Raw genomic sequence first — 25,124 nt, forward strand, 5'->3', positions numbered from 1 at the left:
AACTTAATCATTGTTCGTAAAAATATTCATAATAGGCAAAATCACCATGAAAAAAGTCCACGTTTAGCATCTGAATGATCATGATGCGTTTTGTTTTTTAATCTCGCTTTGTGGGTGACTGTCTGATTGTCGACTGTTACCTGTTTGGCGGCTGCTACGACGCGGTATTAGTAATAAAGCCGTACCAACTGCGCTTAACATAAGCCATTTTTTTTTGCTAATACGATGCGCCATCACCTCCACCCCTTTACAGCTTGTTTGTCTTTTAGAGTGCACTAAAACGTTATTTTATCAATATTCGGTATATCTAAATTACTTAGTATACTGGGATATAGTAATGGCTGTGTTTATCTGTGTTATGAATACGCAAGCTTATGTACGGTGTCATATTTTCAATAAAACCGCACGATACGATAGCTTGATTGAGCTTGCGTTTAACGCTTGAGAGGATAAGTCGTGATACCACTACTTGGACTATCTACTTTAGTAAAACCTTGTGACGTAGCTTTTGGTGTTTGATTGCGCCTCGGTACGAGCGGATTGAGTGGCATCAATTCGTAATCTGCATCGACATTGCCATCCCAGCCTTCTGTCCCACTTAAGGGCAACTGCTTAATCGTCCCGTTTTTGTCAATGACCAGCTGTAGGACACGCATTTGGTTGAACTTGCGTTCAGTCACACTCGCCACTGCACCGCCATCGCGTAGGATAGTCGGCTGTAGAAAGATGATTAAGTTGCTTTTTTGCGTGTTGTCATTGTCAGAACGAAACAATCGACCAATAAAGGGTACATTGCCCAAACCAGGCACTTTTTGTTGGCGCGTCGTGGTGTTATCGCGCATCAAACCGCCTAGAGCGATGGTCTGTTGATCATCGGCTAGAATAGTCGTGTTGATGAGGCTCTTATTGGTAATCAAACCACTGGCATTACCCGTACTACCTGGCACGACTGACGATACTTCTTGCGATACCTCCAAGCGTACTGTGCCATTATCACCAATATGCGGAATGACATTGAGATTAATACCAATATCTTGGCGATCAATCGTTTGAAATGGATTGTTTGAATTGTTGCCACTGGTGGTAAAAGAGCCAGTCACAAAAGGCACGTTTTGACCAACCAAAATACTCGCCTTCTCATTGTCCAATGTCAAAATTGACGGCATGGACAGTAGATTGGCACTGGTGGAAGAATCCAGTGCTTGTAAGATGGCACCATAAAACTCAGTATTACCCTGACTGTCTTTTCGACTGTCTCCAATCCCTATCAAAGCACCAGCGATAGAGCTGGCAGCAGCGCTGATACCTGCCGTACCAGTACCTGCTAAGGCGGCAGCCGCAAGGGTTGTCGCACTAGCACCAACATTGTTGAAGTTTACTACTCCATAACCACTGTTGGCATTACCCAGCGCCCACTGCACACCCAGCTGGGTCGCATCATCGCCCGATACTTCGACAATAGCGGCTTGAATCAATACTTGTGCACGGCGACTGTCTAATTGGCTAACCGCGTCTTCAATCTCAAACATCAGCTCGGGTGCGGCATTGACGATCACAGCATTTTGCGTTTCATCAGCGATGATACTGAACGGCCGACCGCCCACCCCCGTACTCGTTCCACTTGCGCTGCTAGCAGGCACTACTGCTGTACTGCTATTACCAATGCTATCACTGGCTGCACCATTAATCGATGCACCTGTCGTACTTGCATCATTTAGCGAGGCGGCCTCTAATGTCGAGGTCGCGCCAGCGCTATTGATAGATTGATTGGCTAGCAAGCCACGTAGCATATCTGCAATATGACCAGCACTGGCATACTTCAATCGAAAAACCCGCAAACCACTCAGGCGTCTTGTAGGCGTGGTATCCAACTGATTGACCATTTCTTGGACTTTGGCGATCATCTCAGGGCTGCCTTTGACCAGCAGCCTATCACTGGACGTATCGGCGATGACTTTAAGCTGATTATTGCCCCCTTGTGCTTGCCCACTACCGGCACTCGCCACCAAAGCACTGATCAGCTCCATCATACGCTCTGCATCGACATGTCGTAGCGGTATCACTTGTAAACTGTCATTAACGTTGCTGTCTAAGTCACGGATGAGCGCGGTTAATTGATTCAAGCTATCAGCGCGATCTGACAATACCAACGCATTAACACCAGGCACAGCAGCAGCATGGGCAGACTGTGGCATGAGTGGTCGTATGACTCCCAACACCTCTGCCGCTTGAGTATTGGTTAAATAAATGACCCGAGTTGCCAGTGCTTCACCGACACTATCACCGCGCAAATCGACGGCCACACCAGACTGCTTGGCGACATTGTCTGGCACCAGTTTAACAGTTGTACCTGAGTCAATCGCGGCAATACCATTGACTTGCATCACACTCAAAAACAGCTGATAAATCTCATCACGAGACAAAGCTTTATTGGAGATGACCGTCACATTGCCATTGATACGTGGATCAAGGACAAAGTTTTGATCGGTAATGGTCGCCACTTCGTTGATAAAGGCTTTGATATCGGCATCTTGCAAGTTGACTTTCCAACTCTCAGCACTAACAAGACCTGTACTGGCCGCCCATAGCGGTATGGCTAGGCAAAGAGGACGGCATAGGCGCATCAAGCGCTGTAAGGTATGGTGCAAAGGCGTGACTGAAAATTTATGAGAACGTACCATATTGATAATTACCTACAGTGATGTCGCTTAGTATGTACTGAATATTGTCAGCTGGCGTGTTGCTACCATAGCCCCAACCAGATGGTCATTATTTACTTAAAACGGCCTAATAAGAAAGAGCTTACTAAAACATTGCTTGCCTAAAATTGCTGGCGAATCGTAATCACTTGCTCGCCACGTTTGACTTCTATTTGTGCTTCGCCTGCTTGCTGTACTTGTTGCAGGATACCAGCATCTTGGCTAGGATTATTGCCCACACTTTGACCATTAACGGTCAAGACCTGATCACCTGGCTCTAGCCCTAGACGATTGCGTAGTTTTGAAGGCATCGCTGCCGTTACCTGATAGTTTTCGCCTGAGGCCATGACACCCATCCTGCTCAGATAACTGGCTGGATTTTCTTTCAGTGACGTGATGGCCTCATCAATAGCAGATTGCGGACTGCTCTCAGGAGTCGTCTCTGCTGTGGACTCAGTATTATCTTGTGCTGGCATTGGAGCACTGGGCAATGCGTTGCTGTTTGGCAAACGCTGATTGCTGACGGCACCTGCTAGCATATCGCTTTGGTCGAGTGCCATCGCCTCTGCCATTCTAATGACCGTTTGCTGATCACGGGCATCGGCGATGATAACGGCATTCCAGTCGACAGCGATCAGAGTATAGTCACTGTCTTTTAGACTGTCACCGATGCGATAGTTTTTGACCTCGCCATTGACGTCTAATAAGGCGGACGACATGCTCTCTGGCACGGCTAACAAAACCCCTTTTAAGCCAATATTAGGGGGTGGCTGTACCGCCGCAGCGACAGGATCGGGGTCAGCAAAAATGGCAAACAGACCACTGTAATCATCGCCAGATGTATTGGCGTTTTGTAGAGGAGCTAGCGGTAAAGCTGGTGCCAAAGGCGCAGCTAGCAACAACCACAATAGCCGTGCCGCCGTCCAGCACAGCCAAGCAATTGCTAATAGTAGCAGCCAACCAGCGCAGCGATTGAGAACATTGATGATGGGTTTTAAGGTAGCAGTAGACATCTAGCGCGTCCCCAAACCGGCTAACAATGGCTGGCGCACACTGACAACGGGCGTATCTTGCGGGGCTTGTCCTTTGTATTCAGGCATATTTTCTAATAAACGCTGGGTCAAGCTAACATCTAGCATATTATCGCCATCGACATACAGATCCCCTAAGCGCTTATCTTGATTATTTAATAAATTAACGTGCAGCAGATTTTTATCATTTTTTTGTTCCGTACTAAGCTCGGCACGCATCGCTGGCATAGTGATATAAAAAACCTTACCGCCACTCGGATAACCTACTTCACCGCCGACCCAAGTCAACTGACCATCGGCCTCACTGAAACCAGAGGACTTTTTATTGGAGTCATTATCCGAACCGGTCTGCCGTTTTAACGATACCGCATTGACTTGAATCGGTGTATTGGGCAGCTGCCAATCGACCACACTGGCCAATGTTTCCGGCGCAATCTTGCCGCTCATATCATCAATCTGCCATGCGCTGGTGCCAAGCTTTATTTGACCGTTTAATCTGGTCTGCTCTGTCGTGATATCGACTTCTGCACCCAACTTACCCAAAAATAATTGCCACGGCTGCCACGACCAATTCGCCGCACCTGTCAATGGCGTTGCTGACAAAGGCAGCTGCCAAATCGCTGAGCCTTGCCATAAGTTGCCCGACACGTGCTGCACATAAGGATTATTAGGTGCATATTTTTCAAGTAGCCACGACGCAGGCATTTGCAATAAGGCAAATAGCGCAAATAATATAAACCCAAATAGCCACCACAGCTTACGGGGACGCTTATGAGACGACGCAGAGACTTGGGCCACGGTTACACAACTCTTATATAAGGTAAAAACGTCATTATCATAACAAACAATAGCATACAGATGACAGAAAAAAAGCCAGTATCTTTTTACCAAAATATTGGCAATAAAGATACTGACTTCTGTCTACTAATGCACTTTTGACTCAATCGTTATGAAAGTCATAAGGACAAAGTAATGCCTAGCATTGCTATTCGAATCTTGACAGATTAAATAGCGAAATCTTCAATGTCACGACCTGCTGCTAGCGCATCAACCAACCATAGTGGCTTGCGACCGCGACCCGTCCATGTTTCTTCATTATTATCGGTGTTGCGATACTTGATGTTACGCTTTTTCTCTAACGTCTCACCAGCCTTTAAAATCTCTTCGATGGTGCTATTACTCTCTTCGGCAATTTTTTCAAACTGCATATAAGCATCATACAAACGCTGATGTTGCTTTTTGGCAATTAACTGTTGGGCGTTTTCAGTGATGGCACGTAGCTCATCGACGTTTAAGCTGTCTAAATCAAGGGCAGTATTGTTGTTCATAATAAATTCAACTTTTATATAAGGGATATAAACCTAATAAATATAATACTATTTATTAAGCGCTAAAGAGTGCCAATTCACAAATAATAAGTAGTAATACGAAATTTAATAGTCAATTTCATTTATTGCTTATCAAAACGTTATTATTAGTGACGTTGATAAGCTATTACCAGTGGCATTAATAAGTAGGGACAATATAAACAAAAACAGTATTCATAACAATAGGGAATTAATGAACTTTGTAGTCAATATGCAACAATATCAATACAATAAAACCAATCATAAGTTTTATGTCAACACAGTCACCAAAATAACCATCGTAATAACTTTATAGTCATCGGACTATATCATACGAAATAGCCAATAATTAGCCTAATTTAATGCTATATCTTTTATCCACTTAAAAAACCTTTATTTGGACCAACTTAGGAATAAATCCGGTAAGTAATAATATTATAAAAAGCAGTAATTAAACAACATTAGTCAATCCACTCAATACAGGTAAGCGTATTAATGCTATAAACAATAAACCTTCAGATAGTCGCTTCTGTTCAAATCGAGGACACGACTTAGGAAGGCGAGAAAAATTTATATCAGCAGAACGCCATTTTTAATGTCCCTCTTTTATTTTGAACTGCTTAATTGTCATATTACTTAAGTGACATACTGCTTATTATTCGATGTTAATTCAACAGACTAAGCCCGTTGTGCGCTAAGCTCAGTCATCAAATCAAGAGCGGATTCGGCACTTAATAAATACGGATTGAAATCAACTGTCGTAGAGTATTTGAGATAAATCGCGGCGTTAGATTCGGTTGGAGAAGCATAGTTCATTGACCATTTTGCCCATTTTCTATGCTTGAGCTCGCGTGTTTCAATCACCTGTAAATCGTGATGACGCTGATCGGCAATGAGAGCGTACAATAAACGATTAATCTGTGCTCTAGGTCCTTCGACCGTTTGTAAAAAATAGTCTTTATTAAAGGTCAACATACCCGTGATGCCATTTGCCGCATTATTGGCTTGGGCTTGCTGCAAAATCTCATTAAAGTCTTTCGCTGATACGTCTGGGTTTGCACGGCTCACGTACGTCATACTCATTAAAATATGCGCATCTGAAGTTGATGATGTCATCTCTGGTCTCTTATGCAATGTGATAGGGTGTTGGCACCTTTATAAACGTCAATTAACTGATAGCAAACCAAGACTTCTTCTTGGCAGAAGCCTCTTTTTCTTCTTGCTCTTGAAGTTCTGACAATGTATCAATCAGCATCATGATTTGGTTGGCGCTCATCAGATAAGGATTGAACTGAGTGCTTGTCGAAAATTTAAGCGCCAGTCCTTTATTCTCATCACTTGGGATAAGATATTTCATCGACCACTTATTCCAGTGGCGCTGCTCAATCTCGCGACATTCAATAATCTGTAAGGAAAAATGCCGCTCGTCTTTTACAAGCTTGCGTAATAGCTCATTAATGACAGGTCTCGCTCCTTCAATGCTTTGAAGAAAGTAATTGTGATTGAATACCAATGCACCCGTAATGCCATTATGCTCATTATTCTGTTGCGCTTGCGCTAGGATACGCGTGACCTCCCCATTAGGGTTGTCTTTGTTATAACGGCTAATATAGGTCAAACGTGTAATAATATGCTCGCCATGTAGCATATTTGACTGGTTCTTTTCTGACAGCTCAGCGACGTCCATAACGCACTCCGATAAATTATTTAGATTTTCTTGTAAGCAATAGCCAAATGCATCGCTACGATAAGTGAGTAAAATTTAGAGTTTGATTCTTTTGGAAAACTCACCCACACCCTGCGATAAACCACCACTGGTAGAGCGCTGGATCTTTTGTATGAGAGCCAATAATTGCGGGGCATCAGTACACTGCTCCAGATTTAGCAGGTAGCCCCATACATCTTCAGATGGTGCATTTTTTTCGATATAAGTCGCCAATTCTGACTTTAATGTCTCAAAATTAACATCAGCGGCTTTGCGCTTAAAATAGCCAGTAAAAGAAGCTGTCTTTTTTGGCTTATCGTTAAAGGTAGCATCAAACTCAGCGGCACTATTGCTCTGCGATTGAATGGATTGAGGCTGAAGTGCTTTGCTGTCTTCGTTTGCTCGCGTCGTGGGCTGTATTTCAGCCACTTGCTGCTCAGTGACAGTACGTGGTGCCGCTGGTTGCGGGGTTACATACGATTGACTTGCAACGCTGGCATTATCATCTGCTATCAACTCAATACACTGAAACTCTTGTAACAACTCAAACAGAGGTGCTATCCCGCCAAACTCAGCGAACATCTTACTGTTATCAAGCGAATCAAGATATTGTTGATAAGTCTTTTTGCCATCAATCATGATTAACAATGTTCTCGCCTCTCGCGGCAACACACCTAGACTTTGCGTCTTAATTTCTTCTCGACCCAAGTCACTTTTTCGAAATACATCGCTATTATTCATCTGATAAACCTAACGCTGATACTTAAGCAAACACGACCACAATACGGTGCTGCTTAAATAATTTTTGATACTTTGGGCTATAAATCCACCCTACCTTGAACTTTTATAAATTCTTTCAAAACCATTTTTTTTAAAAGATTTAAGGTGTAATTTTTGCTAAATCATTGGCGACTTTTTATTATATCAACACATTTAATGAAGCGTTAGCATTAGTAAAATCTAATAGAATGAACGGTTGATATAGGATATAAGTGGTCATTTTAATAATTTCTAGCGAAAAAAATATAAAAATGACCATGAATAATTTCGTTTATAGATATGGTTGATATGATAAACAAGCAGATAAATAGCTAACAGAAATGAGGAATTTTTCTTATTCTATCGTATTTCAAATTCACTTTTTTATGCTGTATAACATTATCGAGAGCAATAAAGTAATTGCTAAAATTATAAGTATTTTCTTCATTAACTATTTACGCTTACTTTATTTTCTCCATAAAAAAAGAGCCTATTTTTATAGGCTCTATCTAACTTAATCAACATTCTTTATTTACGTATTCCTCTAAGGTATATCCTAGAATGGAATATCATCATCGACAGGACCATCTGGCATTGCTGTCGGCTTTGATTGTGCAGGCTTTTGAGCAGGTTGATTAAACTGATTCTGCTGAGCAGGTGCACCTTGATTATTGTTAAAGCTGTTTTGACCACCGCTAGATTGGTTGTAACCACCTTGCTGAGCAGGCTGATTGTTTGCTTGCTGACCAAAATTATTCTGGTTACTTTGACCGCCTTGGTTGCCATAGCCTTGATTTTGGCCACCTTGGTTATTATTACTGAAGCCGCCATTATCCTGACCACCCGTTGCGCCATCCAGCATTTGCATTTGCTCAGCGCGAATCTCAGTAATATAGCGGTCTTGACCATTGGGATCTTGATATTTGCGGGTACGCAAACTGCCTTCGATATAGACCTTACTGCCTTTACGCAGATACTGCGCGGCGATTTCGCCTAGACGATTAAAGAGTGAAATACGATGCCATTCGGTGGCTTCTTTCTTTTCACCGCTTTGCTTGTCTGTCCACTGCTCTGACGTCGCAACCGAGATATTGGTCACGCTACCGCCGTTACTAAATTGACGTGCCTCAGGGTCTGCTCCAAGGTTACCGATGATGATAACTTTATTAACTCCGCGCATAGTTCCGTCCTCTTACTTATGAATAATTTAATTACGAGCTTTAATCGAGTCTTTAATATAAACCATTAATTCTATCAGTAATATGGCTTTACTTTAACTATTTTCTTTTAAAATATCTAGTCACTGTATACAGCAAACGACATGCTACGTCGTGCAGTGTTGAGGCTTTGTTTTTATCACTATTAAAAATCAACTTCCCTCTGTGCCATACTATTCATTATTTTGAAGTATCAACATCTTAGCGAGGATTATAAGTAGAAAGGACTCCTTAGAGCCCTGAAAAACACCATAAAATATCAGTAATGCCAACGATTATTTATTATTACGATGCATACTGAGAGTAACGCTACCCAGCTCTACGCCAAACTTTTTCATGACTGAACGATTGAGCATGACATCGTCATTAATAAGATACATCCAATCATCAAAATTCACTTTGTAAGTCTTGTCCTCAACGGGCAACTCTAATACGTAATTCCAATGCAAGGTATTGCCAACCACTTCCCCTGTCGCCTCGCCAATGACATCACCTGCCGTACCTTTCCAACTGCCATCCATTTGCTTGGTCAGTCGCCATATACGCTGCGATTTTGTGCCATCCGCCCAGTCAAAATTTTCATCCAATACAATGACGTTATCGCCTTCATGAGTGGCATCAATATCGACGTAAAAGCGTTTTTTGACCTCGCCATTGCGACCTTGAAACATGCCCCAGCCATCAATCTGACCGGAGAAAAATTCATGCATATCGAGCGTTGGTGTGGTGTTTTGATAAGCCTGAATATTTTGGGTGGCGCAGCCAGAGGTCAAAAGCGTGGCAGATAGCCCAAAACCTATCGCCAGTTTGACCATTGCTCGGGGAGCAACATCTTTACCAAAAAAAGCACCATTCAACAGCATTTTAAACTGACTCATATTAATTCCTTTTAAACAGAGATGAATTTTTAGTTTTCACTTATTAGGGTCTGTCTACGCGGTTATTGTCTACTCAGTTTTGCCCATTTAGGCTTATTTCTATAACCTTTAGATTGTTGCATAGTTAATCTATTAAAGATCTAATGGACTTTGCGCCAAGCTCGATAGCTGCTGCCGTGAATCCTCTGTCAACTGGGTCTTATCCAGCTTTAAATAAGCCACTTGTTCTTTTGCCATGACCACCAGTTCATCAACGCCGTCTACTGCTAGCACTTGCCGCGACCAATCTTGTATGTTGATGTTTTTGGGAATCGTAACGGTCGTACTTGATAAATACGGTGGATCAGCAATTGGGATAATAAGCAGCAACGAAATGCCCATAATGATAGCCAATATTCCCCACGCCAGCAGATTAGGCTGACTCAATAGCAAGCCACCCATTGCCCCGCCCACAAATGCACCAAAGAACTGACTGGAAGAATTCAGCCCCATAGCCGTGGCTTTATTGGCAACTGGTGCGCGCTTGGATATCCACGAAGGAATCGTTGCTTCAAGCAAGTTAAAGCCCATAAAGTACAGCAGCAATCCTAAAATAATACCGATGCCGACCTGACTACCCAATGCTAGCACTGCTAAGGCGACGGTCATCAAGGCAATCGCACCCAAGAATACTTGGCGCATTTTGCGTTTCTTTTCGGCAATGATAATAAAAGGAATCGCGACGGCAAAGCCAATAAATAGCAATGGCAAATAGACTAAACCCTGCTGGCGTACCGATAGACCCATCACGTCATTGAGCTGATGCGGCAATATGACAAATATCGCCGTCATGGTCAGATGTAGCGCAAAGATACCGATATGTAAGCGGTTTAAATCGCCGATTTTTAGTACCGTCGCTAACTGCTGACCAATCGATTTATTATCTAAATTATGCTTGAGCACTCGTAGCGGCGTCGGTACGAAAAAAAGCAGCAGCATTGCTAGAATAGCAAACCCTGAGGTCAACCAAAACAACCCAGAGATACCAAGCGAACCGACCAATAGCGGACCAAAAGCAAATGCCAACATGATAGAGGTCGCAATGGTCAAGCCCATCGTGGCCATCGCTTTGGTGCGCATTTCTTCGCGCGTTACATCAGCGAGTAGCGCCATCAATACCGCAGAGACCGCGCCACTACCTGCCAGCGCCCGACCGATAATAACTTCATAAATATCCGTGGCATTGGCAGCGATGATACCGCCAAGAGCAAATAGCACCAGACCCAAAAAGATAATCGGCTTACGTGGAAACTTATCAGCAGCAAGACTCATCGGTATCTGAAAGATTGCTTGCCCTAGCCCATAAATACCGACCGCTAAGCCAATTAGAAACGGTGTCGCATGCGCATAATTGTCGCCATACACAGAAAACACGGGCACAATCATAAACAAACCAATCATCCGCAAGGCAAATATACCACCGACCCCGAGAATTGCCCGTTTTTCTACGCTATTCATACTTGCCTCACTGGTTCGTCATTGCTGATTTGTCACTACTGCGCTGCTTATACTATTGTGACTCTATCAAGGCTTTAGCTATAAATTAAGCCCACTAGTATAAGACATTCGCCATCAGGTTGCCGAGACTTTTGTCTTTTTACGCTTCCTTTGACCATTCCTGCACTTACCTGTAGGAGTGACACCATAATTTTGTTACCAAGTGCATCTGATGGGTCACCATACCTTGAATAATCCCTCCATCATGACAATAAAACAAGGCAGCGCAGACATTGTTGCCTAAACAGCACTTATGACGCATGTCCTGATAAAAAGACATACCCTAAGCTGACACAGCTTGTACTGATACAGCTTGGATAAATTTATAACAAACCCTCCCTATTAGTTAACACTGATTTGATTTAGATTTGCTTATTAAAGTCAAAAACAAAGCACAAAATAAAAACAGTCATTTATATTGTTCGATACAACGCTTAACTTTTATCAAACGATATGCATTTGAGAACTATCCACGCTTTTGTTTAACCCATAAACTCACCCTAAGTTACCCATAGTCATTAGTTACTCATATTAGTTACTCATATTAGTTACCTATATTATTATTGAACGACGACCATCTTTTTTAAATACCATTTTAGCAAATAGGAAACCTATCACCGATGGCACATGACCATATCGCAATACGCGGCGCACGTACTCATAATTTAAAAAATGTCGATTTAGACATTCCACGAGATAAATTCGTGGTCATTACCGGCTTATCAGGTTCTGGTAAATCTTCATTGGCATTCGATACCTTGTATGCCGAAGGGCAACGTCGTTACGTCGAGAGCTTGTCGGCGTATGCGCGTCAGTTCCTCTCGCAAATGGAGAAGCCTGACGTCGATAGTATCGAGGGTCTCTCCCCTGCGATTGCTATCGAGCAGAAATCAACCAACCATAACCCGCGCTCTACGGTCGGGACGATTACCGAAATTTATGACTATCTGCGCCTGCTGTATGCGCGTATTGGTACGCCGTTTTGCCCTGAGCATGGCGAGCCAATGGTCGCGCAGTCAGTGACTGAGATGGTTGATCAAGTCATGGCACTACCAGATGACACCAAAATCATGATTTTGGCACCCGTCATTCGTGAGCGTAAAGGCGAGCATACGGTATTGCTTGAGCAATTGATCGGTCAAGGATTTGTACGTGTGCGCGTCGACGGTGATGTCTATGACACTGATGAGCTGCCGACACTGGATAAAAAGAAAAAGCATACCATCGAAGTGGTTGTCGATCGTTTTAAAGTTCGTGATGACTTGGGTAACCGCGTCGCTGAAAGTTTGGAGACTGCTCTGCGCTTAGGTCAAGGTTTGGTGACGCTACACTTTATGGATGGCAATCCAAAAGAAGGCGGTGATGAAAACCAAGTGATGTCAGCCAAGCATTCTTGCCCTGTTTGTGATCGTGCCGTCTCTGAGCTTGAGCCGCGCATGTTCAGTTTTAACAATCCGTATGGTGCTTGCCCAAGCTGTGATGGTCTCGGCAAACGTCAGTATTTCTCTGCTGAGAAACTGATTACCCATCATGAAAAATCGCTTAATCAAGGTGCCATCAATGGTTGGGATAAGCGTCACGCTTATTACTTTGGTTTGCTCTCTACTGTCTGCAAGCACTTTAAAATTGACATGGATGCCCCGTGGCAAGATCTGCCAAACGCTCAGCAAGACCTTATTATGAATGGCTCTGGTAAAGAAAAGCTGACCTTTAACTTTACCGATGAGCGCGGTCGCAAGACTAACAAGACCGTACCATTTGAAGGTGTACTGCCTTATCTAGAGCGTCGTTATGCTAAAACGCAAAGCAATCTCGTCCGTGACGAGCTAGCCAAATATTTGGCTGATACCACTTGTAACGTCTGTGATGGTGCGCGTCTCAATGAGATTTCACGCAATGTCCGTGTCGATGAGCACACCATTGCTGAAATCGTCAAAATGTCTATCGGTGATGCGGCTGACTATTATAAAACGCTAAAAATTGGCGGTCATAAAGGTGAAGTCGCGGAAAAAATCTTTAAAGAGATTAATGAACGTCTCAACTTCCTTGTCAGTGTCGGACTTGATTATTTATCCCTTGCCCGCTCTGCTGAAACGCTATCGGGCGGTGAAGCACAACGTATTCGTCTTGCTAGCCAAATTGGCGCGGGTCTAATGGGCGTCATGTATGTACTTGATGAGCCATCAATCGGTCTGCATCAACGCGATAATGATCGTCTATTAAAAACCTTAACGCGCTTGCGTGATTTGGGCAATACGGTATTGGTCGTTGAGCACGATGAAGACGCCATTCGCCAAGCGGATCACGTTATCGATATCGGTGTTGGCGCGGGTGTCCATGGCGGTCATATCATCGCTCAAGGTACGGTCGATGACATCATGGCCAATAAAGAATCACTGACTGGACAATATATGTCTGGTAAGAAAAGAATCGAGATTCCAGCGATTCGTCATAAAGCCAAAACGATAGAGGTTGAGGAAAAAGGTAAAGCCAAACCGAAAAAAGTACCGATGACCATTGAGCTAAAAGGTGCATCTGGTAACAACTTACACGATGTTGATTTGTCTTTACCAATCGGTATCATGACCTGTATCACGGGTGTTTCAGGTTCTGGTAAATCGACCTTGATTAACCGTACTTTAATGCCACTTGCCGCGACTCAGTTAAACAATGCTTCGACGCTCATCGCGGATAAGCATGACAGCATCAGCGGTCTTGAGCATTTGGATAAAATGGTCGATATCGATCAAAGCCCGATTGGTCGTACACCGCGATCAAACCCAGCAACGTATACGGGCGTGTTTACCCCAGTACGTGAAATGTTTGCACAAACCCAAGAAGCACGTGCCCGTGGTTATAAAGCCGGTCGCTTTAGCTTCAACGTAAAAGGCGGACGCTGTGAGATGTGTCAAGGTGATGGTCTTATCAAAGTTGAGATGCATTTCTTACCGGATATGTATGTGCCGTGTGATACCTGTGAAGGCAAGCGCTATAACCGTGAGACCTTAGAGATTCACTATAAAGGCAAAACCATCGCCGACGTGCTTGATATGACGGTTGAAGATGCCACTGAGTTCTTCTCAGCCATTCCAGCGATTTATCGTCGCCTGCAAGCATTGATGGATGTTGGTCTAAGCTATATTCGCTTGGGTCAGTCTGCACCGACGCTATCTGGCGGTGAAGCGCAGCGTGTTAAGTTAGCGCGTGAGCTGGCCAAACGCGATACGGGACAGACGCTGTATATCTTGGATGAGCCAACCACTGGTTTACATTTCCATGATATCGATAAGCTGCTCAATATCCTGCATGCCCTACGCGACAAAGGTAATACTATCGTGGTCATCGAACACAATCTTGACGTCATTAAAACGGCGGATTGGGTGATTGATCTTGGCCCTGAAGGCGGTAAAGGTGGCGGACTGATCATCGCGGAAGGTACGCCTGAGGAAGTGGCAGAAGTCAAAGAATCATACACGGGCATATTCTTAAAGCCGATGCTTGAGCAAGGTATGAAAGAAGTGAGCTAATAGAACTTAGGTAATAATTAATGAAAGGTCGCTCTTTAGGGAGTGGCCTTTTTTGTTGGGTTTTAGGTTTATTAGACTAAACTTACTATTTGATTGTATCCACGTCACTGGTATGCGAGCTAATTTTTTTAGTGACTCTCTTTTATTTGAACGATTTAAAGATATATAAAGCGGAGCACTACCAGTGTCTTCTTTCAAAGTCTTTAATTCATCCTTAACAGTACAAAACAAGACGAATATGAATTGATACACTTTTTCATACAATTCCTAAAAAGGTGGTTAGTGATTAAGTACTATGATAATATTTACATATGTTTACTTTTTAGACATAATGTTTACATTATATTACGCGAAAACTCACTTTAGGCATTTAAATAATGAATTCGAAAAAACGTTTATCACTAGCTATTAGTGCTATTTCATGCACACTATTATTGACTGCATGTGGAGGTGATGATTCTTCATCAACGCCTACTCAGACTACTACACAGAATCCAACACCTAATCCAGAACCAACGCCTGATCCAAAACCAACGCCTGATCCAAAACCAGCACCTGATCCAAAACCAGCACCTGATCCAAAACCAACACCTGATCCAAAACCAACACCTGATCCAAAACCAACACCTGATCCAAAACCAACACCTGATCCAAAACCAACACCTGATCCAAAACCAACACCTGATCCAAAACCAACACCTGATCCAAAACCAACACCTGATCCAAAACCAACGCCTGATCCGACCCCAGCTTTTAAACTACCGCTTTCTGTAAATATTCCCGATCTTGTAGAATCAAATTCTAATAAGCTTCCGTATAAACATACGAATTCAGGAGCGGTTGCACTTACTAACGGTATTTATCTTCCAAAACTTGTTAATTTACTTGGTGATGAAGTAAATTGCCCTAGTTCTAGTGACACAGCTTGTCCTAGCTTTATTCGTGTGTGGATAGACTCAAATAACAAGATCCATCAAGACGCTTGGGTGTATTTACCTGTCGATAAAAAGTGGAGCTCTTTGAGTATAAATCCTAGACAACGAATATTTGGTTTTATGGGTTATGGTGATCTTTACTCAGATGGTAGTGTCTTAAGTACTAAAAGATTCGATTCAGAAAATTCTATTTGGACATCTACTCCTGATGGATTTACTGCTAAATACTTAAATAATACGACTTACAAATTCAGTATTTCTGACAAAAGCTTGAGTAATACTCTGATCGATCCCAAGCGTCCTAATGCGGGAACTTATAGCAGCTCTGTTAAAAGCTTTAGAATTGATTCAGGAATCTCAGAGGGCGAATATTACTATTTTGATGATGCCAAAGTTTATTCGTCACAAGCAGCATCTACATCAAATGATGATTCATCTTATCAAAACATCGAAGCCTATCGCGCTGCTCATTCAACGACAGAAAAGGTTGTTTGCGCATTTAAAGCAGAGTCAGGCTTCGGTAGAACGGGACTTGTATTTAATAATACTCAGCTGGGAGCAACCTTATATTCATTAGACTCTAACTGTGCCAAAGATATTGATACTACTGGACCAAGTAAAGCAGTCACAGAATATTTAACTGTGATTAATGGTAAGAGAATTTTATTGTTCCCAGCATTATCTTTTGATAGTGTGACGGATAAATCTTACAATACAGCGATTACTTTAAACGACAATGGTGTACCAGCTCATGGTCGTAGATATGGAGTAGGTTATGCTAATGAAACTCAATCTGGATATATTAACCAGAAAGGGTTTGATGAATGGTTAAAAACGGTAGCAAACAAGACATCAGCACTTGTGTACCCTTCTACAAGCAATTAAATCTATTCAGTAAGCTAACTTATAATCAAGAGCTTCATTATTCTTAATGAAGCTCTTACTTCTTCTACAAGTTCTACCAGCTAACTCTTAACGTCGACTTTGAACGCAGATCAACTTATGTACTAATTATTTGTCTTAAGAATGCATACTTACGACGACATTGACACTTATTATGCTTGGGTCTTCAAAAATAGCATAGTCATCCTCTATAGCCTCGGTTACTTCATATGTTTGTTCTAAGCTAGCTCGTAGGTTGGATGGAGCTTGCGACACCCAACAAAATTAAGTAATATCAGCTAACAATTATCATTTTCAGAATAGCATGCAATATCGAAGGCACTATCAAAAAGAAGCAACCTACTTTTTCACTATCAACCTAGCTGATAGGTCTAGCGACTTATTAATTAAAGAAGTTGAAACCCTTCCAAATAATTACTCTTGAAACTATCTTTGTTATCAACGCCTGCAAGCACTCATGGATGTTGGTCTGAGCTATATTCGCTTGGGTCAGTCTGCACCCACGCTATCAGGTGGTGAAGCGCAGCGTGTTAAGTTAGCGCGTGAGCTTGCCAAACGTGATACGGGACAGATGCTCTATATCTTGGATGAGCCAACCACTGGTCTGCATTTCCATGATATCGATAAGCTACTCAATATCCTGCATGCCCTACGCGACAAAGGTAATACTATCGTGGTCATTGAGCATAACTTGGATGTCATCAAAACGGCGGATTGGGTGATTGATCTTGGCCCTGAAGGTGGTAAAGGTGGCGGACTGATCATCGCGGAAGGTACACCTGAAGAAGTAGCAGAAGTCAAAGAATCCTATACAGGTATATTCTTAAAGCCGATGCTTGAGCAAGGTATGAAAGACGTGAGCTAACTAATAGTTAGATAGTAATTGAAAGGCTACTCTTTAGGGGTGGCCTTTTTTGTTGGGTTGTTTTGTGTTGAATATAACCTAATACAGTCTCATAAATAACTCTCAATATTTTTAGTTAACTATCTAATTATATAATTCAATTAGCTTAAAGCTATCTTTTTAGATAGGCCACTCCTCCGTATCACCTTCAAATGTCACGCATTCCTCATTTTTGGAATTTCGAATAGAGACCGATACTTTTGTGGACGATGCTAGTTTTTCTAAGTATCCAAAATTATTATTTTTGTAGGCCTTATTATGAAAGCTACTTTCAACATACTGATTAGTACTGACAAAATCATACTTTAGCGAAAAATCACTTATTAAATCATTATAAAAATGAGAAATATTCTCCTTGTAATCTGCAAATACAGTATCTGTCTCCTTTTCGTTAAATTTCCACTGGTCTATCTTTTCACCATTCCTTTTATAGTAGTAATTGCGTTCGTGTAGATACCCTATTTGGTTATCAGTTAACATAAGTCCATATCTTGGTTTCCAATGATCGATTTTATTTTTTAAAGCACTACTTGTAAACTGTGAGATATAAATCTCTGAGTCTGACTCCAAACTCCTAAGTTCCCCATACCCAATTGTTGCGTAATGTACATCCCCTGAAATTATAATAAGATGTGATGGGTTAAGCGTTTTTATAAACTGAAAAAATTGATGAAATGTATGCGGATTAGTATTAAATGTTTCTTTGTCTCCAGCTAGAGAATCTTTTACTACCAAATCTATTCCAGCTTCCACAGCTGATAACGTTAGAATTGGAGATGGACTGACAAAAACAATAGGCCTGTTATTCAAATCACCTATTTGATCATTCATAAGTGTGTTTAATATTTTGTATTCCGCATTATTGATCAGAATTGGACCACTAATTGTTTCTCTATATTCTTCTTCAGCTTCTTTCTCTGATTTACGCTGTGTTCTTGTATTAAGAAATATGGCAGGAGGATCTGTTGGGGCAATAAATGACCATTCATGATACTCGGTAAATGTTTTATCGTAATCATATTGCTCTGACTCATTTCCCATAGTATAGCCATTAATCATTTCTGAAAAGTTATCAGGTATACCCTCAAAAGTGTTACCCCATGCTTGGAATAGCCAGTAATTAGCAAGGGCATGGCTTACTATCCTTCTTCCTGAAGCAGATTGTAAAACTTTAGTTTTCCATTTGTCATCAAAGTAAAAATCATCCGTTACATCATGATCGTCAATGATCATATAAGTGGGAACGTTTGCAAGGACGCGCCTGATGCTTTTGGTTCCTTCATATGCATCCTTCAAAATATCTTTGATTTTAGAGTTTTGATTCCACAGATTTGAATTCCACATTATAAGATAAAGAGCTGAAAACTCTCCAAAATCACGAAGATGATTTTCTGAATCTGTGGAAGTAAAACCTGACAGTCCGCTATATGATTTTCTATCGAACTCTAATTTTGATATGTAAGCCTTTTTATTGTTGTCATGGCTCCCAGGACCTTCAATATGCTTTTTTATATTTAATTTATCAACCAAAGATTCTATTGTAGCTAATAAACTATTGTGAACATCATCAGCGTAGATTTGATCACCTGTAAGAAACAATGCATTAGGAAACTCTTTATCTTCACTATCCAGAGCCTGTTCAAGTTCTATCCCCATTCCTATAGAAGCATCTTTACCTGGACCATGAGCTTTACGGCAAGATCCGAATAGGCACTTTAATGACTGGTTTTCTATTTGAACCGAAAAAATAGGAAGTTCCAATTCTCCCAGTGTGATAGCGCTTATATCTCCATTCATAACCCCAGCAAGAGAGTCAAATTTATAGCTACTTAGATTCTCTCCACTTTCAACAATGGTGCTCTTAGATAAAAAATGTATATCGTAAGCAAACAATGTTTCAGATGCTAAAGGTTTTGGATCTGGATAGAATGATATTGTTTTTTTTAACCAATTTTCATCAGGAATACTTTTTGAAAACTCTGGTGAAATTTTTAGATTATTTATAATAATAGATGGCTGATTTTCCTCATTTTTTATTTTTAAATAACTCTCGATGTTTTCATTAACTATGTTGTTATTAAGCTCTTCAACACCTGTATTAAATTTTACCTTTAACATCCATACCCAAAAATAGTCACTGATTTGGATATTTTGAAACGTAGAGTTGGTATCAGAAGTTATCATTATTGGATATCCTGATGCGGATACGTTTGAAACAGATATAGTTATACTTTCAAAGTTTTTAGACGTAGCCAACCATATATTAACAGTCGCAGTTTCATTACTTGAGTCATATTCACATCGTCGAACAATTGGCCCAGCAAGAATAACTGGTAAGGGTTCATCTATACTTTTTGACTCACTCCCATTAGGAGGTCGATGGTTTCTTGAAGTGTTATACATCAACTCATCCCTTTAGTCATATCCCTCTCCCATTAACAATCAATGGGATACTCTGGAAGGCAATTATCTTTACCATCACCTAACCAAATCAAATCAGTTGGTAATTCAAAGAAGAACTTATCACCTATAAACTTGGCACCAATGGCATGCTTGTATTCAATCAAACTCGAACTCGGATCACTGGTATCTACCAGTATCGGACTCTCTAAAATACGATCTAAAGTTAGTATCCAATTGATGTTAGGAGCAGAGGATGCTGGATCTTGAACAATATCAAGTAAGCGATATACAACTCCATTAATGAATATCTCATGATTTCTATCAAGGTCAATGACTTGATGAGAGACATTGCCTAAAATATCAAGATAGAAATTTGACCCTTCTAACAATACTTGGTCTGTGGCGAGTACTTCATTAGTGGTTGAACCTGTTCGCGTAATGGCAGTGATGACACCATCTCTATCGTTTTGATAGCAGTCATAAGAGTGCTTAAGCTCAAATGTAACTGCCGTGTATCTGGGATCGCTAGGATCAGAAGGCGGTTCACCGTTTCCACCCCAAGTTTTTCCTGTTTTTAAATAAGTGAGAACATCATATTCCATAGCTAAAGTAACGGGGATTTGTATTCGTGCATAGCCTGCCCGACTAAAGGCTTTAAGCATAAAGTTACTTTCATCTGGGTCAAAGGTCTCCGCCCATTTACACATCGGATTACGAAAGTAGTCATAGAATATGATTTCTGCACGCTTCCAGTCAAAAGCTCGATCAAAAAAGTGCCAACGTTTGGTAGCTTTAGTAGCTGCTTTTCTATTGATTTCAGGATAGCCACACGGCTCTGCCATTAGATTAACCACATCATCGTCATCAAACTTTTCACACAGCATATGAATGGCTGATTGTTTCATTTGGATACGAATATGCTCTTCGGCTGTAAAAGGATGCATCTCTTGTTCTTTTTCTTTAAACTGCATTTCATGCTCGGTTAGAGCGTCTTCATAGGCTTGCATTTCTGCTTTATAGTTTTCCATGATAAGAGTAATCATGTCATTCTTCCATGGACCTAAATCTACAGCAATGGGAGTAAAGGTTATTTTTACTTTTAGCCATGACTTTTCATTTGCTTGAAAACCAGTAAAGTTGGCGACTGCTACGCCCTCTAGAGCTATAGTAGAAGACATTGTAATGTCAGGTGGCTTGTTTGTAGCTGCTTTCCATAGTGTTACTGTTCCACCACCAAATTCACAAGATATGCTACCTTTAGTATGTGCACCACTCCGATTTATATCCCCGTCAACTAATATCATGTTAGTAGCTTTGTAACCTGCTGGCACATTAACACTAATAATATCTCCAGCGTTACCTTGGTAAGTCTTGTAAAAGACATCACCAGCAACAATTGGTGGTGATGGAGCATCAGCCAGCTCATAAAACTCAATGTATGAGCTGTGTTTCGCTGGGTCGATATTCTCTAAAGTCACATTAGGTTTACGCGGAGCTTCTAATTTAAAAGCTGCTGAGGCTTTTCTTCGTTGCAACTCTTTGAATCTAAGAGCGGGACTTGGGATTAAAATATCCATCATTAAATGAAGTCCATGAGAATATACTTGACCTTGCTTCTTGTCGGACACATGGAAGTACTTAGCTACTACTGCTGTTTCTCCTGCTGTTTGAGTATGGGTGTTCACTTCGGATGTCCCTGTAGACACTCTACGTGTTCTTAGAGACCGACTTTCTGTTTCGATGCTTTCTTTGGCTTTAGTTACGATCTCTTTAAATTTTTCTCGAGCCGATTGTTCAGCGACATCTCTTGAGGCGCTTGCATTAGTGTTTACTGAATAGTTTCCACCATTGAACTTAGCTTCTACATCAAGGCTGGCTTGCATTTGTTTCTTGATTTCTTTTTGCAATTTAGAGCTATCTGTAACTTGATGATCACGCTCTTCAAGCTGTGTAGTCGTTATTTCATCTTCACTATATACTTCGATATTTTTGGAAAACTGATGCACCCTTTCCCGTGTTTCACCAGGAGCGACGTTCTCTATATAGGCAAGGCTCGATGGAATATAGGCTACTGTTTTTTCGCGTAGCTCTAACACATCTGTTATATAGTAGTTGATTTTTCCGCAACAGGGATCTGTGGGCTTACATTCAGGATCTCCACAATCGCAACTACATTTAGGATCTCCTTCTAGATCTGCTGGGAAGAAATAATCATCAATCGTTTTTTTATTGCCATTTTTTGGATTTTTAGCCACAGCAGAATCAGATTGTGTTGGCTTTTCTGGTTCAGCAGTCCATGTGCAGGGATCAATGTCGAATATAAAAGCTGGTAAATAGGCCGCCATTGACATAGCTTGTGATAAATCAAAAACTCGATCTTTTCGTGAACTTTCCTTTTGATTTTTTTGAGCCACATGTAGCGTTAGTGCTATTTCAGATCTTATTTGTGAAATGGGATCTGCAGGATGATCCCACAAGTCTCCAGTAGCGGCTAAAGCCAACGATTGAGCTTTTAAGATATCAACACGTTGCATTATGGTAGAAAAGTGCTGCTCCTGTTCCTTTAGCGATAAGCTATGAAAGAAGTTGGAGCGCTCTGACTCGCTTGATCTAGATAGTCTATGAGTATAAAAGGCATTAACTCTAGCTATAAAATTACCTTGCTCGAAGGGAGTCTTTATAGAGTTTTTCTCAAGAAAACCTGTAGCTGCTTTGATGATGTCATCATAAGATTTTTCTTTCACCGACTTTTCAAGCTCATCGTAAAGACTATCAAATTTATTTACTATATCTTTTGATTCAAAAGGAAACTTAGAAAAATAGCTTTCAAAATACTTTGATTGTTGTGGTCGAAAAAGTAAATCAATAATTGAATGAGAATATTCAAAAGAGGCCTCTTTTGAGTGCAGTAGTGCCCAACCACGATTTTCCATGCCAACACTCAAACCAAGATCCACATTACGAGTTTGCGAAAACCTACTTAAATGTTGCATGTTAATTCCTTTTAAAAGTATTTATTACTTATAATTAACATATCCTTAATAATTACTTATGTAAAGAAAATAAAAATTTCTTTTACTAAAATAACGAATTCTCGCATCACTTGTAAATTCACAATATATTTTGTATTTTCTTCAATTTGACTATACTAGAATTTGACCTTAGACTTCTACAAACCAAGGGATAAGTGAAGCTTGTAAGATCAAATATTTTAAGATGAAGATAACTCAAAATTACTACTTACAGCTAATATAAAGTCAACTTTTAGCCCCGATTGTAGCTGTTATCCTTCTCAATTAGACGAGTTGCGAGGACTGGGTTTTGGCTTGGCTACGCGGAGCAAGAGACAGGACAAACCGTAGCCCTCGCCTCGTATCAATGAGCAAATATGAGCGGAAAGCGGGATTGGCTCCCCACAATAAATACCCCAACCTAAACAAACTCCCTCTCAACATTCATTACCCGCGCATCTACTGTCCGTTCTATTTTCTCTTCAATTTGGCTGCATTGTGATTCGACCTCACGTTTGGATAGCCCGACGATCACGAACGTCCATTCGCTGGCATCATGCCGATCACGCTCACCGCTTTCACATACCGCGACGCTTGGCGTATTGCCAAAGCGTGCATGCAAGCCGCCAATACGTTGGCGTTTTTCTTTTAACGAGCCACAACCGGGTAAAGTAAAAGTCAGGGTTAAGATAGCGATATGCATTTTATTCTCCTTACTACAGGGGTTTACGCTTTATAATAGTAGCAAATAAGCACGGCAAGTTATGCTATCGTTACCTTTCCGTATCGATACACTATAACCATTCACAAATATCACAATAGCCAACATGCGTATCTAATCAATGACCTCTATCAGTTACGTACAGCAACAGCACATTACTCGACTATGCGTGCGCTGCGGATTACTCCTTATGCAGTATGGCGCTGAGTCTGCCGTGGTGGTGGACTTATGCAAACGCTTGGGGCTTGCGTTGGGGATGAACAGCGTTGAATGCTCGCTGAATTTTAATGCCATTACCCTGACCACCATCTGCGATGAGCGCTGTATCACCACCACCAGAGACACGATTAATCAAAGCATCAACGTCAATTTACTGGTACAAATCCAGCAAATTATCAATAAAACCGAAGCCGACACAGATAGCGATAAGCCAAATAACAATCAGCTGAAATCCGAGCTGACTGACCGCACCACTCTTGCATTTGATGAATTAGATAAAACGGTTTATCCAACGTGGCTGGTAGGCATATTTGTTGGCGCGTCTTGTGCGGCGTTTGCTTACCTGAATGGTGGCAGTTGGTCGATTACCGCAGTGACATTTATCGCTGGTATGGTAGCGATGTTCACCCGTATTTATCTGTCCAAGCAGCATTTCAATCCTTTTATCACCGTCATTGTGACGGCATTTATCGCTTCCTTAATTGGGGCGACGACTTATTATTTTGATATTGGGAATAATGCCGATATTGCGGTTGCCTCTAGTGTGCTCTTACTAGTACCAAGCTTTCCTTTGATCAACTCTTTCTCAGATATCTTAAAAGGCTATGTCAATATTGGGATTGGACGTGCGGTTTTTACTTATATGCTGACCCTATCAGCGTGCGTTGGCATCGTGATGGCACTGGTTTTACTTCGCATACAGCACTGGGGGTTTTGAGATGTGGTTCATTGAGACCGTTGCGCTGTCGTGTATTATTACCCTTGGTTGGACGCTGATGTTCAGCGTACCCAAACGCTATATCTTACCTTGCTTGCTGATGACCGCGTTTGGCTTTGGACTAAAGACGGCTCTTGTTTATCAACATGTGCATCTCGTGGTTGCTAGCTTTTTTGGGGCGATGCTTGCCAGCTTTTTAGGCGTGTATTTTTCCAAGAAATACACCCTACCGCCCAAAGCACTCATCTCGCCAAGTGTCATTTGTATGATGCCCGGTATCGCTGCTTATAAGGCGATGGTGAGCATGGTGCAGATTGGATATTTTGGTTTTTCAGATGAGTTATTTAGCCAAATGATGGTGTATTTGTTTGAGGCGTTATTTGTGACTTCAGGGTTGGTGCTCGGCTTGTCCATTCCCGGGCTGCTATTTTATAGACGTCGTGCCATTGTTTAAGTAGGTTTAGGCATTTAAATGTTAGGCTGTTTTTAGTGAGATACTAACCACATCGAAGCGACTTAACATACCCTAACCACAAAAAACTTGTAAGATGGATGATAAGACCCATTACGGTAGAGTCCAAGATAGCACCAATAACAACTTAATAAAGAGAT

17 protein-coding genes and 1 pseudogene are annotated in these 25,124 nt (G+C 41.4%); 5 read left to right on the plus strand and 13 right to left on the minus strand.

The genetic code is table 11. The features are described from left to right. Positions 1-434 precede the first annotated feature (434 nt). The 10 genes from gspD to IOD06_RS03960 all read right to left on the minus strand — a co-directional run bounded on the left by gspD (position 435) and on the right by IOD06_RS03960 (position 11,132). Entirely contained in the window at positions 435-2,681 is a 2,247-nt protein-coding gene (gene gspD / locus IOD06_RS03915; RefSeq protein ID WP_194619251.1) for a type II secretion system secretin GspD, read from the minus strand. Between the two features lie 140 nt (positions 2,682-2,821). Continuing rightward, positions 2,822-3,712: a type II secretion system protein N gene (locus IOD06_RS03920; protein WP_189579882.1), complete on the minus strand. Its 891-nt coding sequence runs from the start codon at positions 3,710-3,712 to the stop codon at positions 2,822-2,824. Next, positions 3,713-4,528 (minus strand): type II secretion system protein N, encoded by an 816-nt coding sequence (gene gspN, locus IOD06_RS03925; protein WP_194619253.1) that lies wholly within the window; start codon positions 4,526-4,528, stop codon positions 3,713-3,715. 206 nt (positions 4,529-4,734) lie between these two features. Beyond that, positions 4,735-5,058 carry an H-NS family nucleoid-associated regulatory protein gene (locus IOD06_RS03930; RefSeq protein ID WP_189579877.1) on the minus strand — a complete coding sequence of 108 codons (324 nt, stop codon included), beginning with the start codon at positions 5,056-5,058 and terminating at the stop codon, positions 4,735-4,737. Between the two features lie 696 nt (positions 5,059-5,754). Beyond that, positions 5,755-6,192 carry a BLUF domain-containing protein gene (locus tag IOD06_RS03935; protein ID WP_189579874.1) on the minus strand — a complete coding sequence of 146 codons (438 nt, stop codon included), beginning with the start codon at positions 6,190-6,192 and terminating at the stop codon, positions 5,755-5,757. A 52-nt stretch (positions 6,193-6,244) separates the two neighbouring features. Beyond that, positions 6,245-6,763 (minus strand): BLUF domain-containing protein, encoded by a 519-nt coding sequence (locus IOD06_RS03940; protein WP_194619255.1) that lies wholly within the window; start codon positions 6,761-6,763, stop codon positions 6,245-6,247. Between the two features lie 75 nt (positions 6,764-6,838). After that, the gene (locus tag IOD06_RS03945; protein ID WP_194619257.1) at positions 6,839-7,522 is read right to left on the minus strand and encodes a hypothetical protein; all 684 of its coding nucleotides are present in this window, start codon (positions 7,520-7,522) and stop codon (positions 6,839-6,841) included. A gap of 574 nt (positions 7,523-8,096) precedes the next feature. After that, positions 8,097-8,720 (minus strand): single-stranded DNA-binding protein, encoded by a 624-nt coding sequence (ssb, locus tag IOD06_RS03950; protein ID WP_010201344.1) that lies wholly within the window; start codon positions 8,718-8,720, stop codon positions 8,097-8,099. 312 nt (positions 8,721-9,032) lie between these two features. Continuing rightward, entirely contained in the window at positions 9,033-9,635 is a 603-nt protein-coding gene (locus IOD06_RS03955) for a DUF3833 domain-containing protein (RefSeq protein WP_227669867.1), read from the minus strand. 132 nt (positions 9,636-9,767) lie between these two features. Continuing rightward, on the minus strand, positions 9,768-11,132 hold the full coding sequence (locus IOD06_RS03960) for an MFS transporter (protein WP_194619259.1): 1,365 nt from the start codon (positions 11,130-11,132) through the stop codon (positions 9,768-9,770). Positions 11,133-11,791: 659 nt separating this feature from the next. On the opposite strand from IOD06_RS03960, the gene uvrA reads away from it, so the two are divergent. From uvrA to IOD06_RS03975, 3 genes and pseudogenes are all read left to right on the plus strand, one after another. Continuing rightward, complete coding sequence (uvrA, locus tag IOD06_RS03965; RefSeq protein ID WP_194619261.1) at positions 11,792-14,698, plus strand: excinuclease ABC subunit UvrA; 2,907 nt, start codon at positions 11,792-11,794, stop codon at positions 14,696-14,698. A gap of 377 nt (positions 14,699-15,075) precedes the next feature. Further along, positions 15,076-16,518 (plus strand): hypothetical protein, encoded by a 1,443-nt coding sequence (locus IOD06_RS03970; RefSeq protein ID WP_194619263.1) that lies wholly within the window; start codon positions 15,076-15,078, stop codon positions 16,516-16,518. A 454-nt stretch (positions 16,519-16,972) separates the two neighbouring features. Then, positions 16,973-17,401, plus strand: a pseudogene (locus IOD06_RS03975) (ATP-binding cassette domain-containing protein); the annotation flags it as partial. 159 nt (positions 17,402-17,560) lie between these two features. Here IOD06_RS03975 and IOD06_RS03980 read toward each other — a convergent pair. From IOD06_RS03980 to IOD06_RS03990, 3 genes are all read right to left on the minus strand, one after another. Next, positions 17,561-19,843: a hypothetical protein gene (locus IOD06_RS03980; protein WP_194619265.1), complete on the minus strand. Its 2,283-nt coding sequence runs from the start codon at positions 19,841-19,843 to the stop codon at positions 17,561-17,563. Between the two features lie 32 nt (positions 19,844-19,875). Continuing rightward, positions 19,876-22,836 carry a hypothetical protein gene (locus IOD06_RS03985; protein ID WP_194619267.1) on the minus strand — a complete coding sequence of 987 codons (2,961 nt, stop codon included), beginning with the start codon at positions 22,834-22,836 and terminating at the stop codon, positions 19,876-19,878. Between the two features lie 439 nt (positions 22,837-23,275). Beyond that, positions 23,276-23,557: a DUF503 domain-containing protein gene (locus IOD06_RS03990; protein WP_194619269.1), complete on the minus strand. Its 282-nt coding sequence runs from the start codon at positions 23,555-23,557 to the stop codon at positions 23,276-23,278. A 139-nt stretch (positions 23,558-23,696) separates the two neighbouring features. On the opposite strand from IOD06_RS03990, the gene IOD06_RS03995 reads away from it, so the two are divergent. Continuing rightward, complete coding sequence (locus IOD06_RS03995) at positions 23,697-24,512, plus strand: threonine/serine exporter ThrE family protein (RefSeq protein WP_194619271.1); 816 nt, start codon at positions 23,697-23,699, stop codon at positions 24,510-24,512. A 1-nt stretch (position 24,513) separates the two neighbouring features. Then, complete coding sequence (locus IOD06_RS04000; RefSeq protein WP_194619273.1) at positions 24,514-24,966, plus strand: threonine/serine exporter family protein; 453 nt, start codon at positions 24,514-24,516, stop codon at positions 24,964-24,966. The last annotated feature ends 158 nt before the right edge of the window (positions 24,967-25,124 follow it).

This window comes from Psychrobacter sp. N25K4-3-2 (assembly GCF_015351755.1).
Classification (GTDB): Bacteria; Pseudomonadota; Gammaproteobacteria; order Pseudomonadales; family Moraxellaceae; genus Psychrobacter; species Psychrobacter glaciei.

What these genes read in the sequence shown, in the direction of transcription:
- IOD06_RS03985 (WP_194619267.1), bottom strand. Translation starts at nt 22,836, where the DNA reads ATGCAACATTTAAGTAGGTTTTCGCAAACTCGTAATGTGGATCTTGGT.
- IOD06_RS03940 (WP_194619255.1), bottom strand. Translation starts at nt 6,763, where the DNA reads ATGGACGTCGCTGAGCTGTCAGAAAAGAACCAGTCAAATATGCTACAT.
- uvrA (WP_194619261.1), top strand. Translation starts at nt 11,792, where the DNA reads ATGGCACATGACCATATCGCAATACGCGGCGCACGTACTCATAATTTA.
- IOD06_RS03995 (WP_194619271.1), top strand. Translation starts at nt 23,697, where the DNA reads ATGACCTCTATCAGTTACGTACAGCAACAGCACATTACTCGACTATGC.
- IOD06_RS03935 (WP_189579874.1), bottom strand. Translation starts at nt 6,192, where the DNA reads ATGACATCATCAACTTCAGATGCGCATATTTTAATGAGTATGACGTAC.
- IOD06_RS04000 (WP_194619273.1), top strand. Translation starts at nt 24,514, where the DNA reads ATGTGGTTCATTGAGACCGTTGCGCTGTCGTGTATTATTACCCTTGGT.
- IOD06_RS03945 (WP_194619257.1), bottom strand. Translation starts at nt 7,522, where the DNA reads ATGAATAATAGCGATGTATTTCGAAAAAGTGACTTGGGTCGAGAAGAA.
- IOD06_RS03960 (WP_194619259.1), bottom strand. Translation starts at nt 11,132, where the DNA reads ATGAATAGCGTAGAAAAACGGGCAATTCTCGGGGTCGGTGGTATATTT.
- IOD06_RS03920 (WP_189579882.1), bottom strand. Translation starts at nt 3,712, where the DNA reads ATGTCTACTGCTACCTTAAAACCCATCATCAATGTTCTCAATCGCTGC.
- ssb (WP_010201344.1), bottom strand. Translation starts at nt 8,720, where the DNA reads ATGCGCGGAGTTAATAAAGTTATCATCATCGGTAACCTTGGAGCAGAC.
- IOD06_RS03990 (WP_194619269.1), bottom strand. Translation starts at nt 23,557, where the DNA reads ATGCATATCGCTATCTTAACCCTGACTTTTACTTTACCCGGTTGTGGC.
- IOD06_RS03980 (WP_194619265.1), bottom strand. Translation starts at nt 19,843, where the DNA reads ATGTATAACACTTCAAGAAACCATCGACCTCCTAATGGGAGTGAGTCA.
- IOD06_RS03930 (WP_189579877.1), bottom strand. Translation starts at nt 5,058, where the DNA reads ATGAACAACAATACTGCCCTTGATTTAGACAGCTTAAACGTCGATGAG.
- IOD06_RS03955 (WP_227669867.1), bottom strand. Translation starts at nt 9,635, where the DNA reads ATGAGTCAGTTTAAAATGCTGTTGAATGGTGCTTTTTTTGGTAAAGAT.
- IOD06_RS03970 (WP_194619263.1), top strand. Translation starts at nt 15,076, where the DNA reads ATGAATTCGAAAAAACGTTTATCACTAGCTATTAGTGCTATTTCATGC.
- gspD (WP_194619251.1), bottom strand. Translation starts at nt 2,681, where the DNA reads ATGGTACGTTCTCATAAATTTTCAGTCACGCCTTTGCACCATACCTTA.